This is a genomic window from Methylobacterium gregans, assembly GCF_022179245.1.
Taxonomy (GTDB): Bacteria; Pseudomonadota; Alphaproteobacteria; order Rhizobiales; family Beijerinckiaceae; genus Methylobacterium; species Methylobacterium gregans.
The window spans coordinates 1-12429 of sequence record NZ_BPQM01000048.1; the positions used below are offsets into that span (position 1 = coordinate 1).

At 69.2% G+C, this 12429-nt stretch carries 11 protein-coding genes; 5 read left to right on the top strand and 6 right to left on the bottom strand.

Translation table 11 applies throughout. From position 1 onward, the window contains the following. Positions 1-226: 226 nt before the first annotated feature. Positions 227-436 carry a cold-shock protein gene (locus MFF54_RS10975; RefSeq protein ID WP_238302778.1) on the bottom strand — a complete coding sequence of 70 codons (210 nt, stop codon included), beginning with the start codon at positions 434-436 and terminating at the stop codon, positions 227-229. A gap of 572 nt (positions 437-1008) precedes the next feature. On the opposite strand from MFF54_RS10975, the gene MFF54_RS10980 reads away from it, so the two are divergent. From MFF54_RS10980 to MFF54_RS10985, 3 genes are all read left to right on the top strand, one after another. Continuing rightward, positions 1009-1185, top strand: a complete 177-nt coding sequence (locus MFF54_RS10980; protein ID WP_238302779.1) for a hypothetical protein — start codon at positions 1009-1011, stop codon at positions 1183-1185. 155 nt (positions 1186-1340) lie between these two features. Continuing rightward, positions 1341-1469, top strand: coding sequence for a hypothetical protein (locus tag MFF54_RS27645; RefSeq protein ID WP_283206273.1), 129 nt, complete (start codon positions 1341-1343; stop codon positions 1467-1469). 161 nt (positions 1470-1630) lie between these two features. Further along, a complete protein-coding gene (locus MFF54_RS10985) occupies positions 1631-2290 on the top strand; it encodes a DJ-1/PfpI family protein (protein WP_238302836.1) in 660 nt (219 codons plus the stop codon). Between the two features lie 48 nt (positions 2291-2338). Here the strand turns inward: MFF54_RS10985 and MFF54_RS10990 are convergent, their stop codons facing one another. From MFF54_RS10990 to MFF54_RS11000, 3 genes are all read right to left on the bottom strand, one after another. Next, on the bottom strand, positions 2339-2527 hold the full coding sequence (locus tag MFF54_RS10990; protein WP_238302780.1) for a hypothetical protein: 189 nt from the start codon (positions 2525-2527) through the stop codon (positions 2339-2341). 106 nt (positions 2528-2633) lie between these two features. Continuing rightward, positions 2634-4334, bottom strand: a complete 1701-nt coding sequence (locus MFF54_RS10995) for a dihydroxy-acid dehydratase (protein WP_238302784.1) — start codon at positions 4332-4334, stop codon at positions 2634-2636. Positions 4335-4779: 445 nt separating this feature from the next. Then, positions 4780-5154, bottom strand: coding sequence for a response regulator (locus MFF54_RS11000; protein WP_238302785.1), 375 nt, complete (start codon positions 5152-5154; stop codon positions 4780-4782). 494 nt (positions 5155-5648) lie between these two features. Here MFF54_RS11000 and MFF54_RS11005 point away from each other — a divergent pair, with 494 nt between their 5' ends. Next, positions 5649-6635, top strand: coding sequence for a hypothetical protein (locus MFF54_RS11005; protein WP_238302786.1), 987 nt, complete (start codon positions 5649-5651; stop codon positions 6633-6635). Between the two features lie 212 nt (positions 6636-6847). After that, a complete protein-coding gene (locus tag MFF54_RS11010; RefSeq protein WP_238302788.1) occupies positions 6848-11176 on the top strand; it encodes a diguanylate cyclase domain-containing protein in 4329 nt (1442 codons plus the stop codon). A gap of 117 nt (positions 11177-11293) precedes the next feature. Here MFF54_RS11010 and MFF54_RS11015 read toward each other — a convergent pair whose 3' ends face one another. Both MFF54_RS11015 and MFF54_RS11020 read right to left on the bottom strand, forming a co-directional pair. Continuing rightward, positions 11294-11773 (bottom strand): hypothetical protein, encoded by a 480-nt coding sequence (locus MFF54_RS11015; RefSeq protein WP_370880305.1) that lies wholly within the window; start codon positions 11771-11773, stop codon positions 11294-11296. Positions 11774-11878: 105 nt separating this feature from the next. Next, positions 11879-12358, bottom strand: coding sequence for an Hsp20 family protein (locus tag MFF54_RS11020; protein WP_238302791.1), 480 nt, complete (start codon positions 12356-12358; stop codon positions 11879-11881). Positions 12359-12429 lie beyond the last annotated feature (71 nt).

Below are 12429 nucleotides of genomic sequence, written 5' to 3' on the forward strand. Positions count from 1 at the left end.
GCACCGCTGATCCGGGACAATGTCCCGGATCAGCGGTGCTCAGCGTCGGAAACGTTACGACCACGGGCCAGAAGGGTGCGCGTACATCCGGCGTCACCATTCTGGGCATCATGGCCGCTTCCAGCCCAGCGGGATACCGCAGCCGGGATGCCCGAGAATGGCAGCCGCATGGTTAAGAAACGGTGAAGGCTCGCGACCAGTGGCGCGTGGCCTTCACCGGCCGGGTTCAGGCGCTCTGAAGCTGACCTGCCGACTCCTTCCCGGAGCGGCGATCCGTCTCGACCTCGTAGGAGATCTTCTGCCCCTCGACCAGGGTACGCATGTTGGCCCGCTCGACCGCCGAGATGTGAACGAACACATCCTTGCCGCCGTCATCGGGCTGGATGAAGCCGTAGCCCTTGGTCTCGTTGAACCACTTAACAGTGCCGGTGCTCATAAAAACCCTCTCCTCCTCGGCGACTGGCCGAGCTGGTACTCAACTTCGTGGCCGGCTCTACGATCCCCGGCCCGTCGATGTGACAGCCTGCGACGCGCGGCAACACTGCATGATACGTCGCGCTCGTCCGCCAGGCTAGCTCCCGGATGGCGAGCTGACACCGTCCTCGCGGGCTTGCCGCATCGCTCGCAGGCGTGATGTCCGATCCTCCAGAGCTTGGCGCTCCTCCGCAACCTCGTCCCATACAGCCGCGGCTCTCGACGTCCGTTCATCCTGCCTGACAGCGGAGATGCCACGGTAGACCGGAACATGAGTTTGCGGATCGGCCATATGCTCTCCTCTGACATGTTGCAGAGATCAATTTAGAGCATCAGCGGCATAAGTCGAACTGTTCTGCACGCCGTGTGTAGATCGCGTTCAATCGCGTGATTGTCGGAGGCGCGAGCGGACGCCGGGCGCATCGGGATCGGGCCTTCTGTCGCAGCGCGAAAGCGGGCGCTGCCACCCATCTCTAATCCATGCGATCGGCACCCTTCACCATCGTCATCTCTGGTAAGCGGTACGAGTGCCGCGTGGTCGGCAGCACCGAATCCGAGGTTGCCGATACGGCCGAGCGAATCCTGCATCAGCTCCGACAGGAAGACCGAATCTGGCCCGCTCAGGTGAACATCGACTGCGCGGATTTCGAAGCGGGAAAGCGCCTCGCAGCGTATTTCGCCGCCATCACGGTCGAGCCCGACCTCGACTGACCCATCCGCGACGCGGTGCGGACGGGTGCGACGATCTCGATGCACAACCGCGCGGGCACCTCCACAGTGTCGCCGCGTTCCGGGCGCCTCATCGTCCGATGGCAGCTTGTCGTCGAAGACGGTTCGGCCTATCGGCTCATCAGAGAGTGCGCGCGTTGATCAATGCCTTGGCCGCGGTCTTCACCGTTCTTGTCGTGCTCCTCCTGCGAGCCGTGCTGAAGCTGGCGCTCCTCCCCTTCCGTGCCCTGCGCAGCCTCTGGCGGCGACAGACGGCACCGGTCTGATATCGGCTCGGGATGACACGCCGATAGCCGGATCACCGGTCGTGGTGAGCCGCCGCGCGGTCGGCGCGGCCGCCCTCGCGGCGGCGGGCCTGCTGCCCCGCCCCGTTCGAGCTCGCGACGCGGCCCTCTCGTCCGCGACGGAACGGCCGATCCGCATCGCAATGCTGCTCTATCCGGGCATGACGGCCCTCGACGTGGTCGGCCCGCAAGGCTTGCTCGCGGGCCTCGCGCCCGGCAGCCTCCATCTCGTCGCCCGAACCCCAGGCCCCGTACCGAGCGACACCGGTCTGAGCCTGCTCGCCACGACGAGCTTTGCCGATTGTCCCAGCGAACTCGACGTGCTGTTCGTGCCCGGCGGCGACGGTACGCCCGCGCAGATGCGCGATGCCGCAACGCTCGCCTTCCTGCGTGACCGGGCGAGCCGGGCGCGCTGGGTCACGAGCGTCTGCACCGGCTCGCTGATCCTCGCCGCCGCCGGGTTGCTCGATGGATACCGCGCGACCTCGCACTGGTGCGTGCGCGAGAGTGTGCTGCCGCTCCTCGGCGCGATTCCGGTCGACGAGCGCGTGGTGTTCGACCGTGACCGGATCACCGCGGCGGGCGTCTCGGCCGGGCTCGATTTCGCCCTCGCGCTCGCCGCCCGCCTTCGGGGTGAGGATTACGCGCGCACTGCGCAGCTCGTCGCCGAGTACGCACCGCAGCCGCCCTTCGCGGCAGGTAGCCCGGCCATGGCGAGCCCGGGCACTACGCGTGCCGCCCTGGCGATCCTCGGCGATCTCGTCGCCGAGGCGCGAGCGGCAGCGACGGGTCGCGCCCGTTGACCGCTCGCTGCGGGCGAGCGACACCGTGGCACGATCGGATCGGCGCCGTCAGGCGAAATCGCCGAGCTTGTCAGCCGCCTCCCCCTCCTTCGTCAGCTCGTCCGAGCGGCCGCCTTGCACGGGCGGCGTGGTCGGTTCGTGTGGGGGATCGCTCTCGGGTGCCCTGGGCGGTGCCGGTGGATCGCCCATCGGCTCGGGCGTCTCGTCGAGTCTCGGGGTGTCGGATCCGTCCAGCATCGGGGCGCACCGTGGGTATGGCAGGTCGGAACCAAGCCGTTCACCGCGTCGTCGTTCCGGCAGAATGCGAGCCGAAGACGTAGCGCGCGACGAACAGGTTCTCTCGTCAGCCCCCGGCTCCTCCCGCCAGGAAATCGAAGTCGCAGCCCTCCGGCGCCTGCGTCACGCTCCGGCGATAGAGCGCCTTATAGCCCCGCTTCGGAGCGGCCGGCGGCTGGAAACCCTTCATCCGCCGTGTGATCTCCTCGGGTGCGACGAGGAGATCCACGCGCTTCTCCCGGATCGACAGGCGGATGCGATCACCGTCGCGGACCGCCGCGAGCGGGCCGCCGATCGCCGCCTCCGGCGCGACGTGCAGCACGATCGAGCCGAAAGCCGTACCCGACATGCGCGCGTCCGAGATGCGCACCATGTCCTTCACGCCCGCTTGCGCGAGTTTCTTCGGAATCGGCAGGTATCCCGCCTCCGGCATGCCCGCCGCGTGCGGGCCCGCGTTCTGCAAGACCAAAATGTCGCCCGCCTCCACGTCGAGCTCGGGGTCGTCGATGCGCCGGCTCAGATCTTCCAGCCCGGTGAACACGACGGCGCGTCCCTCCGACTCGAACAAGTCCGGCGTCGCCGCCGCACGCTTGAAGATGGCGCCGTCCGGGGCGAGGGTCCCCGACAGCGAGACCAAGCCGCCCACTGGCGAGACCGGATCGGAGGCGGGCCGGATCACCGACCTCTCGATCCAACCTGCCGGCTCGTCCAGGCGCTCGGCGAGCGTGCGGCCCTCAATGTCGAGGGTGTCGAGGTGCAGCAGGGGCCGCAGCTCGCGCAGCAGCGCGCCCATGCCGCCCGCGGCGTGGAAATCCTCCATGTAGCCCTGGCCGACCGGCTTCAGGTCGACGAGCACCGGCGTCTCATCCGAGATCATGTTGAAGCGCTCCGGCGAGATCCGGATGCCGAGTCGTCCGGCGATGGCGGTGAGATGCACGATGGCGTTGGTCGAGCCCGAGAGGGCCATCAGCACCCGGATCGCGTTCTCGACAGACTTCTCGGTGATGACCTGGGAGGGCCGGATCTTCGTCTCGATCAGGCGCACGGCGGCGCGCCCACTCTCCTCGGCGGCGACGAGGCGGTCGGAATGCACGGCCGGGATCGCTGCGGTGCCGGGCAGCGACATGCCGAGCGCCTCCGCGATGCAGGCCATGGTGGAGGCCGTGCCCATCACCGCGCAGGTGCCGGCGGTGACCGAAAGTCGGCCCTCGACCTCAGCGATCTCCTCCGCGTCGACCGTTCCGGCGCGGTACCTGCCCCAGAAACCGCGGCAATCGGTGCAGGCGCCGAGGCGCTGACCGCGGTGGCGACCGGTCGACATCGGCCCGGTGACGAGCTGGACGGCCGGCACATCGGCCGAGGCCGCGCCCATGAGCTGAGCCGGCACGGTCTTGTCGCATCCGCCGATAAGCACCACCGCGTCCATGGGCTGGGCACCGATCATCTCCTCGGTGTCCATGGCCATGAGGTTGCGGTACATCATGCTGGTCGGATTGAGGAAAACCTCTCCGAGCGACACGGTCGGGAAGGGTCTGGGCAGGGCGCCGGCCGCCAGCACCCCGCGGGAGACCGCCTCTACGAGCTCGGGCATGCCTCTGTGGCAGTTGTTGAAGCCCGAGGGCGTCACGGCGATGCCGACCACGGGCTTGCTCAGGAGGACCGGCGAGATGCCCATGGAACGCGCGAACGAACGGCGCAGGAAGCGGGCGAAGTCGCGGTCCCCATAGTTCGTCAGGCCCCGGTCGAGACCGTGCGGTTCATCCGACATGCGCGTTTCCTGAATCGGCGTTTCGGGCTTCGTCCTGACCGGCTCGAGGCCGAACCGCTGCGAGAGCGATCCGGTCCTCGCGCGTCTCCGCCTTCCGATTTCGGGATGGCGGCAATCCTCGAGTTTGGTCTCGAGGATATCCCGGTGGCGGGCGCTGTCGACAGCGCGGCCGAATCCGCCCTGCCGCGACCTGTGCGCGGCGCCCGTGCGGCCTGGGACGGACACGAGCGCACCCGTGGCTCGAAGCTGAGCGCGGCTCAAGACACGATGATCGTTGCCGCATCGAGGAGACCCGGCGCGCGACCTGTCCGCTTCCAGCAAGGGCTCCGACGATCGGCAACGCATTCATTCGGAGCGCAGCGACATCACGCCCGAGCCTGCGGAACCAGTCGTGAGCGCAATCCCCCGTGTCCGCGAAATCAGGGGCGGATCAGGGCGATGGGCGTCACGAGACCGTCTGAGCGGAGGCGGTGAGCTGTGCCACGACGCGGACCAGCTCCGCCTCGCGGTAGGGCTTCCCCAGTCGGGGCCGGTCCTCGTAGCCGGAGCCGCGCGCGACCTGAACGTCGCCGGTGGCGAACAGGTGCGGCACGCCGAGCGCGCCGAGCCGGTCGGCGATTGGGAACACCGTTCCGCGCTCGCCCAGGGTGAGGTCCAGCACCGCCGCGTCGAGCGCGCCGTGCTCGATCAGGGCGAGCGCCCGCTCCATGCTCGGCACCGGCCCGACCACCACGGCCGCCAGCCAGGCTGCGCCCTCGGGGTACATCAGGGCGGCTTCCGCCCGTTTGCGTTCGGTGATGGTGGTGAACAGGACCGCCACGTGATTCCGTTCCCGGTCGAGGGCGAAGATGTTGAGGTCGAAAAGTCGGGGTCCCCACGAAGTAACGAGGCGTCCTCCCAGCGGGGCGATGGGGTTGCCTGGCCGAGCGGCCACGGCCGCGCATCTGCGGTGTCCTTGCAGGGGCTCGACTTTCTACTACTGATTGCATAAACGCGCCACACTGCGTGAACAACCCGAGCTGCTCAGCTTCGTCGAAACCATGGATCGTTCTCTGCTCGGGCAGGCTGCCATCGAGGCCGAAGTCGATCGCTTGCAGCGGCACGCCCAGTTCCGCAAATCACCCAAGCTCGCCGCTCTGCTCGCCTACCTCGTCCACGAAAGCCTCGTCGGACGCGGCAGCCGCCTGAAGGCCTACACAATCGCCACGGAGGCGCTCGGCCGCCCCGAAGACTTCGATCCCATCGCCAACTCCATTGTGCGGGTCGAGACGCGCCGCCTCCGCTGCGCCTCCGGACGAGGGCTCGCCTATTTCGGTGTCGGTGCCGTGCGATCCGCAGGCGATCGCAGAGGCCTGCAACACCCTGACGGAACTCAAGCCGTTCTTCGCAATTGTCGGCCTCCAGCTACGCAGCATCGTCGAGCAGACCGAGGAGGCGGCCTCGGGGTTGCTGACCCAGCTGCGCACGCTCGACGACGCGCTCGCCGACGCGACGGCCTTCATCGGCACGACCCGACAACGCATGGGCGGCCTCGTGGAGCACGGCGACACGGCCTACGCGGCCCTCCTCGCCGCCCTCCACGCCTATCTGGCGACGCGTCTCGAGGAGACGCGCTCCGAGCGCGAGCATCTGGCGGCGATCGCCGATCAGATGAAGGAGCTCGACGGCCTGACGCATGTTCTGGAGCAGGTGGGCAACGCGAACAACATGCTGGCGCTCAATGCCAGCATCGAAGCGGCGCGCGGGCGAGACCGGGCTCGGCTTCGGGGTCGTCGCGCGGGAGCTCCGGACCCTGGTGCAGCGCTCTCGCGGCGCGGTCGCGGATGCGAGCGGCAAGATGAGCGCGATGAAGGAATCCATCGAGGCGAACCTGCTCGCAGCCCGCACGGAAGTCCGCGCACAGGCCGAGCAGGCGAGCATCGAGCGCCTTCTGGCCGAGGTCGCCGCGCTGTCGGAAGCCTTCGCTGCCGTGGGCGCGCACAGGCGGACCTCGGCGCGATCGATGACCGCAACCACGCGATCACGCTGCAGATCATGCAGGCCGTCGGCAGGGTCCAGTTCCAGGATGTCGTACGCCAGCAGATCGAGGGAATCGGTGTCGCAATGGGCCTCCTGCACCGTATCCTCGACGATCAGCGGGACGCCTTGACGGGGATGGAGACGGCACGGGCGGTGACGCCGGCGATGCTCATGGAGCGTGTCCGCTCCGGGTACGTCACGCAGATCCAGCATGAGAACGACCTGCGCGCGCGCGGTCAAACCTCGGACGCCACTGCTCTGCCCGACATCGAGCTCTTCTGAGGCGGTGCGAGCGATGCTGGTCCAGGACCGTGCCGGGCATTCGTGGCGGCGCTCCGCTTCCCCCTCCCCCGAGCGCGCGCCGTCGAGCACCCTGTCCCGCGCGTCCTCGCGAGAGGCGAGCGGGAAGCTGCCTCGTCGCCTTCAGCGTCCCGGCTTGGCGACAGGGTCAGGTGGAAGGTCCACGGGTAGGTTCCGACGTTTCGAGAGGATGTATGTACCCGCTGCACCCGCATGAGGCGGAACGTCTCCAGGCACTGTACGATCTGGACGTGCTCGGCTCTCCGCCCGAGCCGCAATACGACGCGATCTGCCGGGCTGCTCGGGCGCTGTTCGGGGTCCCCATCGCGCTCGTGTCGCTGGTCGGTGAGACCGAGCAGCGCTTCAAGGGCAAGTGCGGCCTGGACGCGGATGGGACGGCCCGTGGGGTCTCGTTCTGCACCTACACCATCCTGTCCGATCAGGTGCTGGTGGTCGAGGACACGACTCAGGATGAGCGGTTCGCGACCAGTCCGCTCGTCACCGGCGAGCCGCATGTCCGCTTCTATGCCGGTGCACCGCTCGTGCTCAGGCCGGGCATCCACCTCGGGTCGCTGTGCATCATCGACCGTGTGCCTCGCGCCCTCCTGCCCGAGCAGCAGGAGCAGTTGCGTGATCTGGCCCAGGTCGTGGTCGGTCAGCTTCGGCTGAGCCAAGCCGACAGGACTTCGCGCGAGCGGGCGGACCGACTGCGCGAGAGCGAGGCCAACTATCGGCTGCTGACCGAGAACAGCACCGACGTGATCGTTCGGGCGGACCTCGACGGTCGGCTGCGCTACGTCTCGCCCGCGATCGGCCGGCTGCTCGGCTACGGATCGCACGACCTTCTCGGCACGCACCTGGACGCGCTCGTCCATCCCGACGAGGCAAGCGGCTACGCGCGCCTGCTGGCGCAGATCGAGACCGGGCAGATCAGCGAGGTGGTGGCCCAGCAGCGCTACCGCCGCCGAGACGGCAGCTTCGTCTGGGTCGAGGTCTCCTTCAGCCGCACGCAGGACGCGGCGACGGGCGGGCCCAACGGCTACGTTGCGGTGATCCGCGACTTCTCCAAACGCAAAGCCCTCGAGAACGAGATGGCGCGCGCCGCGCGCCACGATCCGCTGACCGGTCTGCCGAACAGGCTGCACTTCCGCGAGCAGCTCGATCAGGAGATCGCGCGCGCGAAGCGGACCGGCACCGCCTTCGCGTTGCACTGCCTGGATCTCGACCGCTTCAAGCTCGTCAACGACACGCTCGGGCATCAAGCCGGCGACCAGTTGCTGAAGGTCGTGGCGCAGCGGATCAGATCCGTCCTGCGCACCGAGGACACGGTCGCGCGGCTCGGAGGCGACGAGTTCGTCATCATCCAGACCGGCTGCACCCGCGCCGAGGATGCCGGCCGGCTCGCCGAGCGGGTCATCGCAGCGATGCTGCCACCGGTGGATCTTGGCGGTTACCCGGCCGGCGTCGGTGTCAGCATCGGAATCGCGCTCGCGCCGCGCGACGGCCTCGAAGCCGACGGCCTGTACGCGCACGCCGATCAGGCCCTCTACCGTGCCAAAGCAGAGGGGCGCTGCACCTTCCGCTTCTGGACAGAGGGGGGTGCTCACCGCGATCCCTCATCCGCACCGGGCGGCGCCGGGAGGGGGGACTCCGCCCTCCAACGGGTTACGCCGGATCCGCTGCTCGTGGGCGACCTGCTGCGGGACATGCTGGAGAGCAGCAGCGACTGCGTGAAGCTGCTCGATCAGGACGGGCGGCTGCTCTTCCTGAGTGCGGGCGGCCTCCAGGCCATGGAGATCGACGATATCGGCTTCTTCCTCGGTCGGTTCTGGGCTGATCTCTGGCAGGGCGAGGACCGGATCGCCGTGCAGGATGCGGTCGAGCGGGCCCGAGCCGGGCAGGCCGCCCGCGTCCGCGGCTTCTGCCGAACGGCCAAGGGGCAGCCGCGGTGGTGGGATGTGATGCTGAGCCCGCTCAAGGGTTTGAGCGACGCGGGCGGCCTGATCCTGGCGATCTCGCGCGACGTCACGGCGCAGGTCGCGCTTGAGCACGAACAGCAGAGGACGGCGAACCGCTACAGGGCGCTGGTCGAGGCGAGCGCGAGCATGGTCTGGCGCGCGGAGCCGGACGGCTCCCTCATCGAGAGCAGCGGGTGGGAAGCCTACACAGGACAGCCGCGGAGCACCTACACGGGCTATGGCTGGCTGAGTGCGGTCCACCCCGATGACCGGGAGCGCGTGACCACTGCGTGGCACGCGATCTTCGCCTCGCAAGCGGCGGGCACTCTCAAGTTCCGCACCCTGAGCCGCGACGGAACCTACCGCTGGACGCTGACCAGGGCGGTGCCGCTGAGGGACGCCTCCGGTCGGGTCCTCGAATGGGTCGGAACCGACAGCGACATCCACGAGGGCGTGCAGGCGACGGAGGCGATCCGCCTCAAGGAGGAGCGGTACCGGCTGGCCATGCTCGCCACGGACGATGCGATCTGGGATCACGACCTCGCGACGGACGGCGTCGCGTGGAGCGAAGGGACCTGCCGGCTGCTCGGCTACGCCGACGCGGAGGTCGCCGGCACCGGGGCTTGGTGGCTGAGCAAGATCCACCCGGATGACCGCCCGCGCGTCGCAGCCTCGATCCAGGGCGTGATCGGCGGCCGGGAGCCTCGCTGGAGCGAGGAGTACCGCTTGGCGCGTGCCGACGGCAGCTACGCGGAGGTGAACGACCGTGGCTTCGTGATCCGTGACGCCGAAGGCCGAGCCCTGCGCATGGTCGGCGCCGTACGCGACATCAGCGAGCAGCGCAGGGCCGATTCGGCGCTGCGCGCCAGCGTGGAGCGCCTGCGGCTTGCCTTGCGGGCAGGACGGATGATGGCCTGGGAACACAACCTGAGGACCGGCTGCACCACGCGGTCGGGAAACGCCTTCGACCTGCTCGGCATCCGCTCGGGGCCCCTCTCGCTGTTTCTCGACCGCGTCCATCCTGATGATCGCCCGCGGATGACGCGGCTGGTGCAGAAGGGGAGCCAGGACCGGGAGGAGCGCGAGTTCCGCTATATCCATCCTGACGGCCGCGTGCTCTGGCTCAGCGCCGCGGTCGAGCGCGTCGATGATGACAGGATCGTCGGCATCACCTGCGACATCACCGAGCGCAAGCAGGCCGAGGCGCAGGCGTGGCGGGCCGCCAACCACGATGCGCTCACGGGCTTGCCGAACCGCCGGCTGTTCCACCAGCGTCTGGAGCAGGCGCTTGCCGACGCGGCGCAGGGCGGCGCGAGCATGAGCCTGCTTCTCCTGGACCTCGACCACTTGCGCGACGTGAACGACACCCTCGGACACGATGCGGGCGACGCAGTGCTGGTCGAAGTCGCTCAGGTCCTGCGGGAGGGCCTGCGCGAGACCGACACCGCGGCGCGCCTTGGCGGTGACGAGTTCGCCCTGCTGCTCACGGCACCGCTGCGCCTAGAGCACGCGTCCGGCCATGCACGGGCGCTGGTCGAACGGTTGGGGCAGCCCCTCCCTTACCGCGGCCACACGCTCTCCTGCAGGGCGAGCATCGGGCTCGCATCCTACCCGGATCACCATTGTGAGCCGCGCGAGCTCCTGAAGGATGCCGACATCGCGCTCGATCGTGCCAAGGCACAGGGCCGGAACCGCGCGGTCGTGTTCGCGCCGGAGATGCGCGCGGCGACCGAGCGGCGGGTCGCCATCGCGACCGAGGTTCGGTCTGCACTGGAGGCCGGCCAGATCGTTCCGTTCTACCAGCCGAAGGTGTGCCTCACGACCGGAGCCGTCGTCGGCTTCGAGGCGCTGGCGCGCTGGCAGCATCCGGAGCGAGGGTTGCTGACACCCGGCTACTTCGGCTCGGCATTCGAAGATCCGGAGCTTGCGACGGCCATCGGCGACACCGTGCTCCGCCAAGTCGTCGCGGATCTGCGGACGTGGCGGGAGCGCGGCCTGAAGCCCGGCCGGGTGGCGGTGAACTTCGCCTCGGCGGAGTTCCGCAAGCCTGACCTGGCCGGCAGCATTCTGGCGGTGCTGGACATGCACGGCGTTCCCGCCAGCCTGTTCGAGGTAGAGGTGACCGAGACCGTCTTCCTCGGTCACGGCAGCGAGAACGTGCCGGCGACCCTCCAGCGGCTGCAGGATGCCGGTATTCTGATCACGCTCGACGATTTCGGCACCGGCTTCGCCTCGCTGACGCACCTGAAGCAGTTCCCGGTCGGGCACCTGAAGGTGGACCAGAGCTTCGTGCGCAACATGGAGCAGGATCACGACGACGCCGCCATCGTCGCGGCCGTGGTCGGCCTCGGCCGCAGCATGGGCGTCAAGGTCACGGCCGAAGGCGTCGAGACCGCAGGTCAGGCACGGCGGCTCGGCGCGATGGGCTGCAACTATGCGCAAGGCTATCGCTACGCCAAACCCATGGGCGGCCCGCGCGTGCCGCGCTTCCTGACGCAGTGGCGCGCCGCCGCTGCGGCCGAGGCGAAACAGACCACGGCGTGCTCGCCTGAGCAGCCGCTGTGAGTCCTGGACGCGGGCGAAGGGTTGCGGCGGGGCGGCCCGTACCCGGCCAAGCGAGCCGGGTGACCCGGCCGGGTGCACCGATGCATCTGGCCGGGATCGTCTCGAAGCCGCTAGCGGTCAGGCAGCGGCGAGCGCCGCGGCACCGGAGGGCATGCGGGGCCGCGGCATCGCCATGGCCGGGCACGGCGGCGGGTCGTCATCATCGTCCCGGCGGCGAGGGCGCACGTATCGGTGCAGGTGCGAGAGACCGCGCGAACGCTTGCGCGGCGCTTCCCGCTTCCCCGAAGGCGCGACGGCCTCGCAGTCAAGCCGGGCAAGGGCGGCCAGCACTGCATCCACCGATACCGGCTCGGCCCGGCAGCCGGCGAGGCAGCGCAGGCCGGGCGCATTCTCCAGCGCGCAGGCATCCGAGGCCCAGGAGGCCAGGATCGCGCGCTTCTCCCCCGAGGTCAGGTGCGGGTGCGCCAGGACCTCTCGCGGGTGCCGGAACACGTCGCCGGGCGTGGCGAGCGCCTGCCAGGCCTCGAACGAAGCGGGCTGGGTGCCCTGCGGGTTCATCGGGCCGCAATGCGTGAGGTGCGTCTCCATTGTCGACACGGGTCATCCTCCCTGATGGTGCGGAGCGTTGCACGAAAGGGGACGGGGCCCCGGGGGCCGCCGGCCTCCGGGACCATCGGTTCGTCTGCGAGGTGCTGCGGGGGCTCAGGCGGCCCTGGCGCGATCCTCGAGCCGGGTCGGCGCATTGTCCTGCCCGGCGGCCTGCCAGCCGCCGATGGCGATGCGGCGGGGCTTCAGCGCTTCCGGCACCTCGCGCTTGAGCTCCACGGTCAGCAGGCCGTGCTCCAAGGCCGCACCCGTGACCTTGACGTGGTCGGCGAGATTGAAGGTCTGGCGGAAGGCGCGCGCGGCGATGCCGCGGTGCAGGTACGCGCGCTCCCGGTCCCCATCCTTCCTCTGACCGCTGACGAGCAACGTGGTATCGTGCTGGGTCAGCTCGATCTCGTCCTGCGCGAACCCGGCGACAGCCATGGTGATGCGGTAGGCGTCATCGGCGACCTTCTCGATGTCGTAGGGCGGCCACTGCATCGAGGGTTCGACCCGGGCAGCTTGGTCCAGCATCGCGAACAGGCGGTCGAAGCCGACGGTGGAACGATAGAGCGGCGCGAAATCGTAGGTCCTCATGACCACATCCTCCTGGGAGCAACGTGATGACGAGGGCCGCCGGACACTCGGTCCGGCGCCCAAGATGCGAG